This is a genomic window from Tenacibaculum gallaicum, assembly GCF_003387615.1.
GTDB classification, from domain to species: domain Bacteria; phylum Bacteroidota; class Bacteroidia; order Flavobacteriales; family Flavobacteriaceae; genus Polaribacter; species Polaribacter gallaicus.
The window spans coordinates 19,900-35,982 of record NZ_QUNS01000013.1 but is presented as its reverse complement, the minus strand read 5'-3'; the positions used below and the strand labels follow the sequence as shown (position 1 = coordinate 35,982).

Here is a 16,083-nt window from a genome sequence, read left to right as displayed (position 1 = left end):
CTTATCTAGCAGCAACATTATAACTTAAAAATCTGATATTCTTGGTTACTCTTTTTTATCACCTCTTCTGTTCTATCAGCATGTGTATCAGTAATAAAAATTTGCCCAAACTCATCACTATTTACCAAATCTACAATTTGGGTTACCCTATTTTCATCTAACTTATCAAAAATATCATCCAATAACAAAATTGGCGTTACATTAGATTGTTTCTTTATAAACTCAAATTGCGCTAATTTTAATGCTATTAAATACGATTTTTGCTGCCCTTGTGAACCAAACTTTTTAATAGGATGCTCCTCTATTTCAAAATTTAAATCATCTTTATGAATTCCTACCGATGTATACTGTAGCATCTTGTCTTTTTCTAAATTTTGTTGTAACAAATTCTCAAAAGACATATCATGTAACTGACTTTTATAGCGTAGATTTACTTCTTCATTTGCTCCAGAAATAATTTTATGCTTATCGTTAAAAATAGGCACAAACTCTTCTAAAAAAGTTTTTCTTTTGTTATAAATAACCGTTCCATACTCAATTAGCTGCTCATCGTATACTTTTAAATTTAACGCATCAAATGTTCTGTTAGCAGCAAAATACTTCAACAACGCATTTCGCTGACTCACCGTTTTAGTATACGAAATTAACGTTTGTAAATACTTTTTATCTTGCTGAGAAATAACTCCATCAATAAATTTACGACGAGTTTCGCTTCCTTCAACAATTAAATCCCTATCCGCAGGAGAAATAATCACCAACGGTAGCTGCCCTATATGTTCAGAAAATTTTTCGTAGGCTTTTCCATTGCGTTTTAACACTTTTTTCTGCCCCCTTTTTAAGGAACAGATAATTTTTTCTTGTCGGTCGTTTAACAAATAATCTCCTTCAACCATAAAAAAATCTTGACCGTGTCGAATATTCTGCCCTGCAATCGAATTGAAGTAACTTTTAGCAAATGACAAATAGTAAATTGCATCAAGTACGTTAGTTTTTCCAATACCGTTACTTCCTACAAAACAATTTATTTTCTTTTGAAAATCAAAAGTTTGCGATTCGATATTCTTAAAATTAACCAAAGATAGTTTTTGCAAATACATGAATGAGCCCTGTTACTAAAAGAAAGCGCAAATTATCGAAAATTTACGAAAAAACGACTTTTAAAATCCAATTAAAAAAACTATTTTTGTCGCCACTAATTTTTTAAGCAATTATGGCTACATACAAGAAAAGAGGTTACAAACCTAAGAAAGAAAAGGTTACAAATGAAGTAGAAGAAACTTTTGATGAAACACAAAGTACTACAGCTGAAGTATTTAATACTTTAGATGATACGGCGAACAAATCAGAAGAATGGATTGAAAAAAATAGCAAGCCATTATTTTACGGATTGGTGGCTGTTGCAGCTTTAATTTTAGTGTACTTAGCTTATAACAAGTTTATTGCAGAGCCAACACAACAAGAAGCTTCAAACGAATTAGCTTATCCTCGTACTTTCTTTGACAAAGCAAATACTTCTGCAGGTGCAATTGCTGACTCATTATACACTTTAGGTTTAGAAGGTGGTGATGGTAAATATGGCTTTATTGATGTTGCTGAGCAATTTAGTGGAACAAAAGCAGGAAATTTAGCAAACTACTACGCTGGTATTTCTTACTTAAAAATGAAAAAATACGAAGAGGCTATTGAGTATTTAAGTAACTTTAGTTCTGATGATGAGCTATTAGGCCCTACTGCCTTAGGAGCTATTGGTGATGCTTTTGCTGACATTAACCAACCAGAAGATGCTTTAGACTACTATCAACAGGCAGCTAATAAAAAAGACAATCAATTTACTACGCCTTTATTTTTATTCAAAGCAGCTCAAATTGCAATGAATTTAAAAGAGTACAGTAAAGCTGAAAAATTTTATACAACCATTAAAGAAAAATACGCTGATTCTGATCAAGGAAGAGATATTGAAAAGTATATCAACAGTGCAAAATACGCTCAATAATGGCTACAACAAATTTATCTTATTACGATAAAGCAACAATCCCAAATGCGAAACCTTTTCGATTTGGGATTGTTGTTTCAGAATGGAATCCTGAAATCACTAAAAACCTTCATAAAGGTGCTATTGAAACTTTAATAGACTGTGGAGCAACAGAAGAAAACATTGTTTCTTGGGATGTTCCTGGTAGTTTTGAATTGGTGTACGGATGTAAAAAAATGATTGAAACACAAAAACTAGATGCTATCATCGCCATTGGAAATGTGATTCAAGGTGAAACCAAGCATTTCGATTTTGTTTGTGAAGGAGTTACTCAAGGAATTGTAGATTTAAACATTAAATACGATGTTCCTGTAATTTTCTGTGTATTGACAGACAATACCAAACAACAATCTATTGATCGTTCGGGCGGGGAATTAGGAAACAAAGGAATTGAATGTGCTGTAGCAGCAGTTAAAATGGCAGCAATTAAAAATCATGAACGTACTTCAAACTCATTAGGTTTTTAATCGATTCTTTTTTTAGATAAACATTATTAAAAAGCGTTTAAGTTGTACAACTTAAACGCTTTTTAACTTTAATTTATTCACTTTTTTTGACCACCTCTCTATAATTCAGTAACTTTGAAATTCGTCTTATTTGGTGTGATTTTTGTTCCACGTAAGCTATTAAAGAAGCAACAATTTTATGGGATTTATCAAAAAAGAAAATAAAAAATTTGATTACAAACCTCGTTATTACAAAGGAGATGGAAATCCTTATGAAATAAAGCAAAAGTTTGATCAATACAGAACTACTATTGGAAAGAAAAAAGGTTTAAAAGGAAAATTTAATGCTGCTATTGACGAATTCAAAGAGTCTGGCTACAAGCTAAATAAAACTATCGTTGTTATAGCGTTGGTTTTAACGCTTATTTTTTTGTTTATTATCGATTTTGACCTTTCTATCTTTTTCTCAAAAAATAATTAAATGTCAGATATTATACAGCTACTACCTGATCATGTTGCGAATCAAATTGCTGCTGGAGAAGTGGTTCAACGCCCCGCTTCTGTGGTAAAAGAATTAGTTGAAAATTCAATTGATGCAGGTGCTACCTCTATCACCTTATTGTTAAAAGATGCAGGAAAAACATTAATTCAAGTAATTGATGACGGTAAGGGAATGAGTGCTACCGATGCTCGTTTAAGTTTTGAACGTCATGCTACTTCAAAAATTAAAGAAGCACAAGATTTATTCAATTTAAACACCAAAGGGTTTCGTGGTGAGGCTTTAGCTTCTATTGCTGCCATTGCTCATGTTGAATTAAAAACGAAACAAGAAGATGACGAGTTAGGAACACAGATAAAAATTGAAGGTAGTGAGATAACTTCTCAAGAAGTAGTTTCAACAGCAAAAGGAACTAGTATTGCTATTAAAAATTTATTTTTTAACATTCCTGCACGTCGTAACTTTTTAAAATCTGACACAGTTGAAACGCGTCATATTGTTGATGAATTTCAACGTGTGGCTTTAGCACACCCTACTATTTCTTTTTTATTACATCATAACAACAACGAAATTTATCATTTAAAGAAAAGTAACTTCCGTAAACGTATTGTAGCTATTTTTGGAACTAAAATGAACGAAAAGTTAGTTCCCATTAATGAGCAAACAGATATTATAACTGTTAACGGATTTGTTGCTAAACCAGAGTTTGCTAAGAAAAAACGTGGTGAACAGTTCTTTTTTGTGAATAACCGATTTATAAAAAGTTCGTATTTAAATCATGCGGTAGTAAATGCTTTTGAAGGTTTATTAGAAAGTGGTTCGCATCCTTCTTATTTCTTGTATTTAGAGGTACCACCTAATACAATTGATATTAACATTCACCCGACAAAAACGGAAATTAAGTTTGATAACGAAAAAGCATTATATGCTATTTTACGTGCTACTGTAAAACATAGTTTGGGGCAGTACAATGTAGCTCCTGTATTGGATTTTGATAGAGATGCTACTTTAGATACTCCTTACGATTATAGTAAAAAGGGTAGTTCTTCGGTTCCTCCAATAACGGTAGACCCGTCATTTAATCCTTTTAAAACAGAAACAAATTATAAAGAGTCTTATAACGAAAGTCACTCACCAAAAAGCACAACAACACACAGTTATCAATCTAATTTTAAAAAAGACACTGGAAGTTGGGAGGCTTTATATACGAACACTGATACTATTGAATCCACTCAGCAAGAACAACTTTTTGAGTCTGAACAAGAAACTGAAACTGGAAAAACCTTCCAAATTCAAAAAAAATACTTGTTAAGCTCTATAAAATCAGGCGTGGTATTAATTCATCAATCGTTAGCACATCAACGAGTTTTATACGAGGAGTTTTTAGAGAACATTACCGTAAAAGAAGCAAGTAGTCAACAATTGTTATTTCCTGTGAATATTTCTTTTTCTTCCTCTGATATAGAAATGATATACAGTATTAAGTCTGATTTAGAAAGCGCTGGTTTTATGTTTGATGAATTCACAAAAGAAAGTGTGGTAATTGCCGGAATCCCAACCTCAATAAGTGAAAGTCAAATCACTCTTATTTTAGAGCAGTTATTAGACGATATTAAACTTGAAGTACCTGATACTAGTTTTAGTCATTTTGATGTGATGGCTAAATCATTTGCAAAATCACTAGCTATAAAAACAGGAACTACTTTAAATCCTAAAGAACAAGAAAATTTAGTAAACAATTTATTTTCTTGTAAAGAACCTAACATTTCACCATTTGGTAAACCTACGTTTAAAACACTAACCTTAAACGAGATAGACACCATTTTTAATAAATAATAAGTACTATGCCTAGATTAACACAAGCCATAAAGCATTTAATAATCATTAACGTGATTCTATTTTTTGCTCCGCAGTTATTAAACATGGATTTAACTAATCTATTTGCTTTACATTATCCTAAAAACGAACATTTTGGTATCTGGCAATATGTTACACACATGTTTATGCACGGTGGAACTATGCACTTAATCTTCAACATGTATGCTTTATGGGCTTTTGGTACTCCACTTGAACAAATGTGGGGCCGAAACAAGTTTTTATTTTTCTATTTTTCTGCAGGAATTGGTGCTGGTTTAATTTACACTTTTGCCAATTATTATCAATTTAATGGAATATACGAACAACTAATTGGAATGGGTATTTCTCCCGCTGAAATTCAAAACATTTTAACCTCTGGACAATATAACGATAGTTTAATTACCTTGTCTAATAAAACTATGAGTGAGTTTTACAGCTTGTACCACACTCCTGCCGTTGGTGCTTCAGGTGCTATTTATGGAATTTTAGTTGCGTTCGGTTTAACCTATCCTGATGCTAAACTAGCTTTGATTTTCTTCCCTGTTCCTATTGCTGCCAAATACTTTATTCCTCTAATTATAGTAAGTGATTTATTCTTTGGTATGACAAGTTACTCTATTGGTAACATTGCGCATTTCGCTCATATTGGTGGTGCTATTATTGGTCTTATTATTGCATGGTACTGGAAAAAAAATCAATTTAAATTTCGTTAATTTAGTATCTTAATTTGTCTTTATTCAAGAAGTCATAAAATATGAATATACTCGAAAACTTAAAATATAGATTTAAACACGCAGGAATTGTTGAACAGTTAATTTATGTAAACCTAGCTATTTTCTTGCTTGTTTTTGTTACCAATACTTTTGGATTCCTTTTTCAATTAAAAACTAATTTTTTAGTAGAGTGGCTAGCTTTACCCGCCAATTTTGATGACTTTTTACTAAAACCATGGACGGTTATTACCTATGGTTTTTTACATACTAGTTTTTTACATATCCTACTAAACTTAATTGCCTTATTTTATATTGGGCATCTATTTCAACAATATTTTACTCCTAAACAATTACTTAGTTTTTATTTATTGGGAACCTTATTTGGAGGAATTATTTTTGTTGCTAGCTATAATTTTTTTCCTGCCTTACAAAACGTTGCTCATAATAGTGTTTTACTGGGCGCTTCGGCAGGTATCTCTGCTATTTTTATTGGTATTGCTACCTATATACCTAATTACGAATTAAAATTCCCACTAATTGGTTTTGTAAAATTATGGGTGTTGGCTTGTATTTGGATTGCTATTGATGTTATTCAAATCCCTGCTGGTAATGCTGGTGGACATTTAGCCCACCTTGGTGGTGCTCTGCTAGGTTTTTTCTATGTTCGTAGTGCTAGTAATAAAAAATTAGATATTTTTAAATCAATAAATCAACTATTTACTTTTACTAAAAAAGAAAAAAAGCTTAAAACTGTTTACAAATCTGGTAATAAAACACCAAAACACAGCGTTGATAAAACAAGAAACCAAGAAGAAATTGATACTATTTTAGATAAGATTAGTAAATCTGGGTACGATACTTTAAGTAAAGGTGAAAAAGAGTTTTTATTTAAACAAGGAAAAAATTAGATGAAAAAGTTTTCGATAGGTCATAAATTTTTATTTTTTATCAATTCAGTTTTTGCAACTGTTTTATTACTATCGTATGTACTTCCGTATGTTTCACCACAAACAATTCCTTTTCTTTCTGTTTTTGGTTTATTTGTTCCGTTTTTAGTTATCGTAAACATTGCTTTTTTTGTGTATTGGCTCATTAAAATGCACAAAAACGCGTTCTTATCTTTACTTATTTTAGCAATTGGATGGTTCGTCTCTACTCCGCTAGTTAAATTTTCAAATAAGGAAATAATTTTAAATGATGATTTAAAAATAATGAGTTATAATGTTCATTTATTTAATCACTACAAGCATGAAGATGACATAACCACTGAGCAGAAAATTTACGAATTCATTAATAATGAAAGTCCAGACGTTATTGCAATACAAGAGTTTTACAACTCTAAGCTACTTGATATTAAGCTTCCATACAAATACATAAAAACAAAAACGAAAACAAATAAGTTTGGGCTAGCTATTTATTCCAAATACCCCATTATAAATGCTGGTTCTCTAGATTTTAAACAGAGTGCTAATAACACTATTTTTACTGATATTCTTGTAAAAAAAGACACTATTCGTGTATACAATGTACATTTAGAGTCATTAAAATTAAATCCGAAGAAAGAAAATTTTGGAGAAAAAAATTCTGAACGTTTATTTAAACGTTTAGAAAATGGTTTTGTAAAACAAGTAAGTCAAGTAGAGTTAATTCAACAACATGAGTATTCTTGGAAGGGTAAAAAAATTGTTTGTGGTGATTTTAACAACACTGCTTATTCTTGGGCTTACAAACAACTGGCTACTAATAAAAAAGATGCTTTTATTCAATGTGGTATTGGCTTAGGTAAATCTTTTCGATACATCTACCCTATGCGTATCGATTTTGTTTTGACAGATACCAAAGCAACTATTAATCAGTTTAAAACTTACGGAGGCATCAAACTTTCTGACCACTACCCAGTTATGGCTCGCTTACATTGGTAATTTTATTTTTAATTCGGTATAAAAGTGTATTTTTAACCAAATTAAAAATAAAACTATGAAACAACACTATGATGTTGCTGTAATTGGCAGCGGACCGTCAGGGGCTTCAACAGCTTTTTATTTAGCTCAAAAAGGTATTTCAACTGTAATTATTGAAAAAGAAACTTTACCTCGTTATAAAACATGCGGAGGTGGTTTTGTTTTTAGAGGTCGTAAAAACTTACCTTTTGACATTGAAGAAGTAGTTGAAAAAGAGTTTCATACTGTTGATATTTATTTAGGTGAAAAACTTCATTTTCAAACGCATAGAGAACAACCAACTATTTCTATGATTATGCGTGATTCTTTTGACAACCTTATTACTAAAAAAGCGAAAGAGTTTGGAGCTACTTTACTAGAAAATCACAAGTTAAAAGCATTGTCTTTTTCTGATGATATCATTACTCTTGAAACATCACAAGGTAATTTTACTGCTAATTTTGTAATTGCTGCAGACGGTGCTTTAAGCCCAACAGCAAAAATGGCAGGATGGAAAGAAGATACTCGTAAATTAATTCCTGCTTTAGAATATGAGGTAGAAGTTTCTGATGAAGATTTTGAACGTTTATCAAAAGAGGTTCGTTTCGACATTGATGCTATTCCTTATGGTTATGCTTGGAATTTTCCAAAGAGAAAACATTTATCTATTGGGGTTGCTTCTGCTAGAAGAACTAAAATTAACTTAAAAGAACATTATCAACAATATTTAAAAACGTTAAACATTACGCATATTGTTAGTGAGTCTCAACATGGGTTTCAAATACCTGTTTCTCCTCGTACAGATGGGTTTGTTAAAAACAACGTGTTTTTAATTGGTGATGCTGCCGGTTTTGCTGATCCTATTACTGCAGAAGGGATTTCAAATGCTATTTATAGCGGTAAACTAGCTGCTGAAGCTATTATTGAAAGTAAAAAAGAGCCTGAATTGGCTGAAAAACTATATTTAGAGAAAATTTCAGAAACTTTACTTCCTGAAATAAAAACTGGTTTGTGGCTTTCTAAGTGGTTTTACGAGCAAAAAAGTATTCGAAATATTTTACTAAAGAAATACGGTCAGCAATTTAGTGAAGCTATGGCTGATGTTTTTCATGGAGATAGAAGCTATCCTAAAGACATAAAAAAAACAATTACGAAACGAATTAAAGATTTAGTTTTTTAAAAAAGCAGCCTCAAAAGGTTGCTTTTTATTCAAAGCTCTTCCACTTATGCCTAAAAATTCAGCACTTATCCTTAAAAGACTTTCTATATACTATTTTTCTATTAACTTGCTGTAGAGAACTATTACAACTTTAATCTCTACATATAAGTGAAAGAAATTAAAACTACCACATCTTTAAAACTTCCTTTTCTATTTGATACAGAAAAGCTTTTACATGATTATTCTTTAGTTATAAATCAACACTGGGTTCCTCATTTCAATACCTCAGGATATGAAGGAGAATGGAAAGTAATTCCTTTATACACTAGCAATGGTGATACTTCTAATATTTTTGCATTTCAAAACAGTAATAATACTATTCAAGAGACTCCTATTATGAGTAATTGTAAGTATTTTAAAGAGGTAATTACTTCTTTTAAATGTCCTATTTTATCTGCTCGTCTATTACGTTTGGGTGTTGGCGCAGAGATAAAACCTCATCGTGACTACAAACTAGGTTATGAAGATGGAAGTTTTCGTTTACATATTCCTATTGTTACTAATAACAACGTTCAGTTTATTTTAAATGATAAACAACTGAATATGCTACCTGGTGAATGTTGGTACACAAATGTAAATTATGTGCATTCAGTTACTAATAAAGGAAATGAAGATCGTATTCATTTAGTTATAGATCTAGAAAGAAACGAATGGTCTGATACTTTATTTTTTTCACTTGCTTCAAAAAAAAGTTTTTACCCTATACAAGAAGAAAATGAATCTCCTGAGACAATTCGTTTAATTTTAAACGAGCTAAAACGTAATAACGAACCTGCTTCAGAAAAACTTATTTTTGAAATGGAACAGAAGTTATTAAAACTTGCATCTAAATAACAACTCTTACAATAACTTATGATGAATTTTAAAAAGGAATTACTACGTATTACTTCTCAATTCTTTGAAGAAGTACCTGATTATTCTTCTGCTTTAAAAGAGTATAAACAACTTTTGCTTTGCATTTCAAATAAAACTATAAATAATGAAGAGTACAGAAACAATGTTCAGTTAGAAAATGGTGTTGCAATTGGCACTTTATGGGCTGCTAATTGCCTTGATGATTTAGAAAGAACTCTAAAATTTATCAAAGGAATTGATATTGCTATTCAAGAAAAAATTCAACAAAAAGACTCATTACATATACTTTATGCTGGTACTGGTCCTTTTGCTTCGCTCATACTTCCTTTTATTTTGAAGTATGCCGATTTTAATATAACATATACGCTTTTAGAAATAAATCCTCTTAGTTTTGAGACTTTAAAAAGTACAATTGTAAAGTTAGGCTTAGAAACTAACAATATCAATTTTGTAAATAAGGATGCTACAAAATATAAGGTTCTTAAAAACTTTTCTCCTGATATTATTGTAAGTGAAACCATGCAACGTGCCCTAGACAGTGAGCAACAAGTTTCAGTTTTTTATAATTTAATGAAACAAACTACTTCTGATACTATTTTTATCCCTGAGAAAATAACATTATTTATAGGTACAAGTTCTTATAAAAATAGTAAACCTGATACTCAACAAAAGTATTACCGTCAACATCACAAAATTTTTGAAGTTAGTAAGAAAGTTATGAGCTCTAACGATTGGTTATTTAACAAAACTACTACCAAGTTTAATTTCCCTAAAAAACAGACTATTTTAAAGAATGAAGAACTTTTTACAGCTAAAGAAATTGTAGTGATGACAGAAATTACAATTTATAAAGGCGAGAAGCTTTTTGTAAACGACAGTGGTTTAACCGCTCCTAAATACATTAAAGATATTTCCAATAACAAAAAAGAACGCTTAATTATAGAGTCTCAGTATGTAATTGGTTCTGAGCCTAAACTTGAATTAAAAATTGTTTAAACAAATTTCAGTTTCACTCCTTTTTTCTCAGCATATATTTTTGCTGCCTCATCTAGTTCTAAGTTTTTTTCTTTAAATTCTTCTAGGCTTTTAGCTTTAAACTCATTGATTAACATATTAATTTCTTGTTGAGTTTTTCCCTCATCATACATATATGCTATTTCTGCATAGTCCTTTTTATAAAAGTCTATACAAAACTCAAATAATTCAATAGAAGCACTTATCAACTCTTTAGAATCTTCATTTACTTCTAAATTCTGAATATCCCTTAAACTTCTTTCAAGGTTTGGTATGGTAACTCTATGAAGATATTGAAAATATGTTGCTGCATATTCTTCTCCATCATTATCATAGTACTTTAAATATTCATTTTTTTGTAATTCTTTAAGCTCTTTAAAGTATCCTGTACCATAATTAGCCGTTAATAAATTGGCTTTAAGTACTGTTTTTTCAACAACTTTTTGCGGAGTTTCTTTCTGACACCCCATAAACAATATACATACTACAATTACCTCTAAAATATTATTTACCCTTTTCATTTCAAATATCTTTTATCAGGTTATAAAATAAATTCTTGACGTTTATGTAAAAACATTGCAAACAAGGCTTTTTTTGATTTTTTGATAGAAACCCCACACCCCCACCTTATTTAAGCCTTAGTTTACAATGTTATGTTTTTCTCTTTCTTTATTTAGTTAGCTTATATAAAGATGAATGAAGCAACAATCATCCACACTCCTACAGCTATTCCTAATAATCCTAACTTTCCTTGTTTCGGTGCAATCTTCCCTCTCAATATTTCTGCTTTTTCTCTAGCTTCAGGGTTTTTTGATAATAATAATTTGTTTATCATTCCGTATCCTAACATAAAACCTAAGACTGCTTCAACTACGCTACCTGCTAAGAAAGTTACCCACCAAATTGGTGCTGTAGTTAACCAACCTAAGTTTAAAATAGCTGAAATAATTCCCCAAATTCCCCAAATACAAAAGATAAGACCAATCCAACCTTGGTAAGGTTCTATTTTTTCTAATAATTCTTTAGCATTAGGTTTTTTTGATAAGATTAAAGACGGCACTGCTACAATGCTTAAAAATACTAATGAGATTCCGTAAATCATGTTTAATTAAAATTTAAATGGTTTATATTGATTTTTATTATTTATGAATTAAAAGTGCTGAAGAAAACATAAACAGCATTAAAAAAGTTACGATGATAAGTCCTGAAAACATCCACCAAGGAGTTTTACTCGTTTGTTTATAGTCTTTGGCTTTTCGCTGTAAATCTGGTGGCATTTGACTTTTGCTCATTTCTAATTTACAATGCCCACAAATACTATATGTTTTTTTATACAAAGGAATAATTGGAATCCAAAATATATGTAAGTACAATCTGTTTACTTGAATAAATAAACGTTCTGGTGTATTGCAATAACTGCAACTATGATTGTTTACTGGCTGTATACTTATTTTGGCTTCTCGCCATCCAAAAATGACCATAACTTTATTACTTAATAATTACGGTACAAAGATGCGTTGGAAGTGATTCTTAAAATAGACTGAAACTAGTGAAAGTTATTACCCTGTTTTCAGGGGGTAGTAAAATTACTACTCTACTAAGCCCAGTTTTATTGCGTATTTTGTTAATCCTGCTAGGTTTTTTACGTTGAGCTTAGATATTAAGTTTTTTCTATAACTCTCAATAGTATGCTTACTTAAAAAGAGTTTATCTGCAATTTCTTGTGTAGTATATTCTTCTGCAATTAATTTAAGTACATCTTTCTCTCTAGCTGTTAACATTATTGAAGTTTCCTTTTTTTTATTAAAAACATTTTCCATGTAAGCTTCTCGTACAGATTGTGAAAAATATTTTTCACCATTAAGAATAGTTTGTACTGCTTGTAGTAATTCAGATTGTGTTGCATTTTTAGATAAATACCCATCAACATTATTTTTAATTAAAGCATCTATCATTCCAGTATCTGTATGCATACTAACAATTAATGTTTTGATGTCTGAACGTTCCTTTTTTATATAATCATTCAAGGTAATACCGTCTATATCTGGCATAGAAATATCACTAATAACAATATCTATATGTTGATTCGGATTTGTTTTTATATACTTTATTACATTTTCACCACTATTTGCTGTAAGTAAGATATTATAAACACCTTCATTATTAAAAATGTTTAATAATCCGTCTAAAAACATTTTATGGTCATCAACTAAAATAATATTATAAGTCATTGTGTATATTAATTTAAAGGTACATTTATATCTATTACTGTTCCTCTTTTAGGAAAAGAGTTTATTAAAATATTCCCTTTAATTGTTTTTAATCTGTCTTTTAAATTTTGAAAGCCTAGTCCGTATTTTACTTTTTCTTGATCAAAACCAACACCGTCATCTTCAAAAAGTAATTGTATTGTATTATTAAATACAGAAAGCTGAATATCTATTTGTGTTGCTTTTGCGTGTTTTAAAGCATTAGTTAATAATTCTTGAATTATTTTATAAAGCTCCACTTTTAAATTCTCATTCACTTGGTCAACTTCTTCTACTGGATGTATTTGTAACGTTATTTGCTCTTTAGATAAATACTTAACGTTATTTATATACTCTGTAATAATTGTTGTAAAAGCAGAATCTTTAAATTTTTTTGGCATTAAGTTATGTGATAATTCTCTTACTTGATTATAGGTTTCATCTACTTGTTTAATAAGGCTTTCTTTCTCTAATTTACTTTTATTTGATAGCTGCAACTTTATCGTTGCTAAATTTCCACCAATACTATCATGTAGCTCTCTAGCAATACGTTTTCTTTCGTTATTTTGTCCTTCTAATGAAGCTTTTACCAATTTTAATTCCTGATCTTTAAGTAACGTCGTTATTTTTTGCTGATTTACTTCTTCTAATGTTTTGTTAAGTTTACTTTGTGTTTGCAGTTTTTGATAGTACACATACAACAAAGCAAGTACAGGTATTAGTACGATGAGAAAAGCTATTAAGATGTATGTTTTCATCGTTTTTTGTCGCTTTATTTCCTGCTTTTGTTCTAATGTTTTATACTGTACTTCTAATTCATTTACCTGTTGTTTATTTTGACTTACTAAAATTTCATTGTTTACACGGTTTAACTGTGTCATTAAAGCATGTGCATTTTTATAGTCCCCTGTTTCAGCATAAGCATTTTGAAGACCTAAAATAGCTCTTCTTTCTATCTCTAAATTTGCCCATTGTATGGAGTTTATATATACTGTAGAAAGTATTTTTTTAGCATTTTCATAGTCTTTTTCTTTTAAATAAAGAATGCCTAATGTATTTCCTGTCTTGGCATACAATGTAAAAAAACCTTTAGATAGCGACTCATTAAAAACATAATAACAAACATCTAGAGCTTCTGTTGTTTTACCTTCTTCTTTCAATACTTTTCCTAGCCACAAATCAGTTTCTAAAGCTTCTTTCACAAACCCCTCGGCCACATAGTGTAACCTAGCTTTATTATAATTTTCTCTTGCTTTATCATACTCTCTTTGAGTATAATAAATAAAACCTAGTTCAAAAAAAGCATCATGTTTTAATTTTTCGTTAGGAGCATTTTCAATACATTCTTCTATAATTAACTTTCCTTCTTTTTCATTTCCTCTTAAATACTTTACTACTCCTAATCCTATTCTATTTTTTACATATAACTCATCATTCGGTTTGCTGTTTGAATGCTCTATTCCTTTAAAAAACCACTTTAAAGCCTCATCGAAAAGCCCCTTTTCTAACTTTCCTTCAGCAATTATACTAGAGACCTCAGACAAATGCTTTTCTTTATTTATTAATTTATTCTTAGTTGTTTCTGTATACAGTTTACTTCCATAGTATATTATGGAGTCTAAGTTCCCTTTTTCTCTATGAAATTCTATAAGATCAAACGTAGCATCATATTTAGTTTTGAAGTTTTCTGCTATATTTATTTTTGAAAAAAGAGAATCATGGGGAATTGTAGGGTTTACGCCAAAAGCCTTAAAACCTTGCACTCCTCCCGACTGTGACATTCCTTTTAAAGCGAAAAACAAAAAAACTGCGATTATAACTTGTTTTATAAACGACAGCCTTATTTTTCTTCTTAAGTAACCTATTCTCATATCAATTATTAAGTCTTTTTTCTAAACAATTAGAACTGCTAAAATTACATAACATTTTTATTTCCTTATTAACTATTAACAATTTTATTCTTTTTAAACACTAACCCTTAAAGCGAGAGTACATAAACAATTGTTATTCTTTTATAAAATTTTATCTTCAAAATTTTTATTAGTTAGGAAACCTAACTATATTTGTGGTAAAATTTAAAATCAATATAATATGAGTAAGTCTATTTTTTATCACGCAGGGTGCCCTGTTTGTGTAAGCGCAGAACAAGACATTATAAACCTAATTGGTTCTGATAATGTTGAAATCGTTCACTTTGGTGAAGATAAAAGTCGAATTTCAGAAGCTGAAGGTTCAGGTGTAAAGTCTGTTCCTGCTTTGGTTACTCCTACTGGGAATGTTCTCCATATTAATTTTGGAGCTTCAATGGAAGATGTTAAAGGATAATTTTTTTACTCTACAAAATTAGGAATCCTAACTTTGTAAAGCTTTTTAATATTTTAAATTATATAAAATGGAAGTAGCTGTTTGGGATACTTATGTAACTAAGAGAGATGATACAATAATGCATTTGGATATTATTGCACCTTCTAACAATAAAGACACTAACATAATTTTTAATTATGGTAAAGAATATTTAAGAACTAAAGGTCTAGAAAACCTAGAAATATCTTCAAAAGAATGTGTATTTTGCCATATTGAAATACTCAAACCCGAATGGGAAAATTCTATACATAAAAAAGGGTATTTTATATACGAAATGGAAAACTGTAAGTAATGAAATCTCCTTTTGACTTAAATCAGCAAAACACTAAAATTGAAAGTAAAATAGTTGTGGCTTTGGAACGAATTTCTGAAGCTTTCAGAGTACTTCTTTGGAGCGAAAGTAAGGAGAACTCTTTAAGCCCTATCCAAATTCAAATTCTAATTTTTTTGCTATTTCACTCTGAAGAAAAATGCAAAGTGAGTTATTTAGCTGAAGAGTTCAATATGACTAAAGCTACCATTAGTGATAGTATTAGAATTTTATTAAAAAAAGAATTAGTTCAAAAGTTTAATAACCCTAGCGATACTAGAAGTTATATTATTGGTTTAACCAATCAAGGAAAACAAATAGCAGAGAAATCAGCTAATTTTACACTTAATATAGAGAAGCCTTTAAGTTCATTACCTGAAGACCAAAAGAAAGATATACTAGCAGGACTCTTAAAAGTAATATACCAACTAAATCAAGCAGGAGTGATAACCATACAACGAATGTGCTTTACTTGCTCTTATTACCAAAATGAAAACAACGAACATTTTTGTAAACTTTTACAATCTAAATTATCTTCTAAAGAGTTGAGAGTTGATTGTCCTGAACATGAATTTAAAGGTTAGT

General features: G+C 30.1%; 19 protein-coding genes. 13 read left to right on the top strand and 6 right to left on the bottom strand.

Annotated elements, in window-relative coordinates:
* Window positions 1-17: 17 nt before the first annotated feature.
* A complete protein-coding gene (recF, locus tag C7448_RS15255; RefSeq protein WP_115902276.1) occupies window positions 18-1,097 on the bottom strand; it encodes a DNA replication/repair protein RecF in 1,080 nt (359 codons plus the stop codon).
* A 113-nt stretch (window positions 1,098-1,210) separates the two neighbouring features.
* On the opposite strand from recF, the gene C7448_RS15250 reads away from it, so the two are divergent.
* The 10 genes from C7448_RS15250 (at window position 1,211) to C7448_RS15205 (ending at window position 10,557) form a co-directional block, all read left to right on the top strand.
* Window positions 1,211-1,993, top strand: a complete 783-nt coding sequence (locus C7448_RS15250) for a tetratricopeptide repeat protein (RefSeq protein ID WP_115902275.1) — start codon at window positions 1,211-1,213, stop codon at window positions 1,991-1,993.
* Window positions 1,993-2,499, top strand: coding sequence for a 6,7-dimethyl-8-ribityllumazine synthase (gene ribH, locus C7448_RS15245; RefSeq protein WP_115902274.1), 507 nt, complete (start codon window positions 1,993-1,995; stop codon window positions 2,497-2,499). The genes C7448_RS15250 and ribH overlap by 1 nt, the downstream gene beginning before the upstream one ends.
* A 178-nt stretch (window positions 2,500-2,677) precedes the next feature.
* Window positions 2,678-2,959: a riboflavin synthase subunit beta gene (locus C7448_RS15240; protein WP_115902273.1), complete on the top strand. Its 282-nt coding sequence runs from the start codon at window positions 2,678-2,680 to the stop codon at window positions 2,957-2,959.
* Window positions 2,960-4,813, top strand: coding sequence for a DNA mismatch repair endonuclease MutL (mutL, locus tag C7448_RS15235; RefSeq protein WP_115902272.1), 1,854 nt, complete (start codon window positions 2,960-2,962; stop codon window positions 4,811-4,813).
* 8 nt (window positions 4,814-4,821) lie between these two features.
* Complete coding sequence (locus C7448_RS15230; RefSeq protein WP_115902271.1) at window positions 4,822-5,547, top strand: rhomboid family intramembrane serine protease; 726 nt, start codon at window positions 4,822-4,824, stop codon at window positions 5,545-5,547.
* 41 nt (window positions 5,548-5,588) lie between these two features.
* The gene (locus C7448_RS15225; protein WP_115902270.1) at window positions 5,589-6,455 is read left to right on the top strand and encodes a rhomboid family intramembrane serine protease; all 867 of its coding nucleotides are present in this window, start codon (window positions 5,589-5,591) and stop codon (window positions 6,453-6,455) included.
* The gene (locus C7448_RS15220) at window positions 6,456-7,469 is read left to right on the top strand and encodes an endonuclease/exonuclease/phosphatase family protein (protein ID WP_115902269.1); all 1,014 of its coding nucleotides are present in this window, start codon (window positions 6,456-6,458) and stop codon (window positions 7,467-7,469) included.
* Window positions 7,470-7,524: 55 nt separating this feature from the next.
* Window positions 7,525-8,667, top strand: coding sequence for a geranylgeranyl reductase family protein (locus C7448_RS15215; protein ID WP_115902268.1), 1,143 nt, complete (start codon window positions 7,525-7,527; stop codon window positions 8,665-8,667).
* A 147-nt stretch (window positions 8,668-8,814) separates the two neighbouring features.
* The gene (locus tag C7448_RS15210; protein WP_115902267.1) at window positions 8,815-9,540 is read left to right on the top strand and encodes an aspartyl/asparaginyl beta-hydroxylase domain-containing protein; all 726 of its coding nucleotides are present in this window, start codon (window positions 8,815-8,817) and stop codon (window positions 9,538-9,540) included.
* Window positions 9,541-9,558: 18 nt separating this feature from the next.
* On the top strand, window positions 9,559-10,557 hold the full coding sequence (locus C7448_RS15205; RefSeq protein ID WP_147300552.1) for an SAM-dependent methyltransferase: 999 nt from the start codon (window positions 9,559-9,561) through the stop codon (window positions 10,555-10,557).
* Here C7448_RS15205 and C7448_RS15200 read toward each other — a convergent pair.
* The 5 genes from C7448_RS15200 to C7448_RS15180 all read right to left on the bottom strand — a co-directional run bounded on the left by C7448_RS15200 (window position 10,554) and on the right by C7448_RS15180 (window position 14,605).
* Entirely contained in the window at window positions 10,554-11,096 is a 543-nt protein-coding gene (locus C7448_RS15200) for a hypothetical protein (RefSeq protein WP_115902265.1), read from the bottom strand. The genes C7448_RS15205 and C7448_RS15200 overlap by 4 nt on opposite strands.
* Window positions 11,097-11,257: 161 nt before the next feature.
* Window positions 11,258-11,677 (bottom strand): hypothetical protein, encoded by a 420-nt coding sequence (locus C7448_RS15195; protein ID WP_115902264.1) that lies wholly within the window; start codon window positions 11,675-11,677, stop codon window positions 11,258-11,260.
* A gap of 37 nt (window positions 11,678-11,714) precedes the next feature.
* Window positions 11,715-12,056, bottom strand: a complete 342-nt coding sequence (locus C7448_RS15190; protein ID WP_115902263.1) for a zinc ribbon domain-containing protein — start codon at window positions 12,054-12,056, stop codon at window positions 11,715-11,717.
* 108 nt (window positions 12,057-12,164) lie between these two features.
* Window positions 12,165-12,806 carry a response regulator gene (locus C7448_RS15185; protein WP_115902262.1) on the bottom strand — a complete coding sequence of 214 codons (642 nt, stop codon included), beginning with the start codon at window positions 12,804-12,806 and terminating at the stop codon, window positions 12,165-12,167.
* An 8-nt stretch (window positions 12,807-12,814) separates the two neighbouring features.
* A complete protein-coding gene (locus tag C7448_RS15180) occupies window positions 12,815-14,605 on the bottom strand; it encodes an ATP-binding protein (RefSeq protein WP_170137060.1) in 1,791 nt (596 codons plus the stop codon).
* Between the two features lie 310 nt (window positions 14,606-14,915).
* Between C7448_RS15180 and C7448_RS15175 the strand changes: the two genes are divergently transcribed.
* The 3 genes from C7448_RS15175 to C7448_RS15165 all read left to right on the top strand — a co-directional run bounded on the left by C7448_RS15175 (window position 14,916) and on the right by C7448_RS15165 (window position 16,082).
* Entirely contained in the window at window positions 14,916-15,149 is a 234-nt protein-coding gene (locus C7448_RS15175; protein WP_115902260.1) for a thioredoxin family protein, read from the top strand.
* A 67-nt stretch (window positions 15,150-15,216) separates the two neighbouring features.
* Complete coding sequence (locus C7448_RS15170) at window positions 15,217-15,480, top strand: DUF2024 family protein (RefSeq protein WP_115902259.1); 264 nt, start codon at window positions 15,217-15,219, stop codon at window positions 15,478-15,480.
* Window positions 15,480-16,082 carry a MarR family winged helix-turn-helix transcriptional regulator gene (locus C7448_RS15165; RefSeq protein WP_115902258.1) on the top strand — a complete coding sequence of 201 codons (603 nt, stop codon included), beginning with the start codon at window positions 15,480-15,482 and terminating at the stop codon, window positions 16,080-16,082. Before C7448_RS15170 ends, C7448_RS15165 begins: the two co-directional genes overlap by 1 nt.
* Window position 16,083 lies beyond the last annotated feature (1 nt).

Bases quoted from the DNA above. Each gene is read 5' to 3' on its own strand.
- C7448_RS15205 (WP_147300552.1), top strand. From the start codon at position 9,559: ATGATGAATTTTAAAAAGGAATTACTACGTATTACTTCTCAATTCTTT.
- recF (WP_115902276.1), bottom strand. From the start codon at position 1,097: ATGTATTTGCAAAAACTATCTTTGGTTAATTTTAAGAATATCGAATCG.
- mutL (WP_115902272.1), top strand. From the start codon at position 2,960: ATGTCAGATATTATACAGCTACTACCTGATCATGTTGCGAATCAAATT.
- ribH (WP_115902274.1), top strand. From the start codon at position 1,993: ATGGCTACAACAAATTTATCTTATTACGATAAAGCAACAATCCCAAAT.
- C7448_RS15180 (WP_170137060.1), bottom strand. From the start codon at position 14,605: ATGTCACAGTCGGGAGGAGTGCAAGGTTTTAAGGCTTTTGGCGTAAAC.
- C7448_RS15175 (WP_115902260.1), top strand. From the start codon at position 14,916: ATGAGTAAGTCTATTTTTTATCACGCAGGGTGCCCTGTTTGTGTAAGC.
- C7448_RS15200 (WP_115902265.1), bottom strand. From the start codon at position 11,096: ATGAAAAGGGTAAATAATATTTTAGAGGTAATTGTAGTATGTATATTG.
- C7448_RS15190 (WP_115902263.1), bottom strand. From the start codon at position 12,056: ATGGTCATTTTTGGATGGCGAGAAGCCAAAATAAGTATACAGCCAGTA.
- C7448_RS15220 (WP_115902269.1), top strand. From the start codon at position 6,456: ATGAAAAAGTTTTCGATAGGTCATAAATTTTTATTTTTTATCAATTCA.
- C7448_RS15215 (WP_115902268.1), top strand. From the start codon at position 7,525: ATGAAACAACACTATGATGTTGCTGTAATTGGCAGCGGACCGTCAGGG.
- C7448_RS15165 (WP_115902258.1), top strand. From the start codon at position 15,480: ATGAAATCTCCTTTTGACTTAAATCAGCAAAACACTAAAATTGAAAGT.
- C7448_RS15195 (WP_115902264.1), bottom strand. From the start codon at position 11,677: ATGATTTACGGAATCTCATTAGTATTTTTAAGCATTGTAGCAGTGCCG.
- C7448_RS15170 (WP_115902259.1), top strand. From the start codon at position 15,217: ATGGAAGTAGCTGTTTGGGATACTTATGTAACTAAGAGAGATGATACA.
- C7448_RS15250 (WP_115902275.1), top strand. From the start codon at position 1,211: ATGGCTACATACAAGAAAAGAGGTTACAAACCTAAGAAAGAAAAGGTT.
- C7448_RS15185 (WP_115902262.1), bottom strand. From the start codon at position 12,806: ATGACTTATAATATTATTTTAGTTGATGACCATAAAATGTTTTTAGAC.
- C7448_RS15225 (WP_115902270.1), top strand. From the start codon at position 5,589: ATGAATATACTCGAAAACTTAAAATATAGATTTAAACACGCAGGAATT.
- C7448_RS15240 (WP_115902273.1), top strand. From the start codon at position 2,678: ATGGGATTTATCAAAAAAGAAAATAAAAAATTTGATTACAAACCTCGT.
- C7448_RS15230 (WP_115902271.1), top strand. From the start codon at position 4,822: ATGCCTAGATTAACACAAGCCATAAAGCATTTAATAATCATTAACGTG.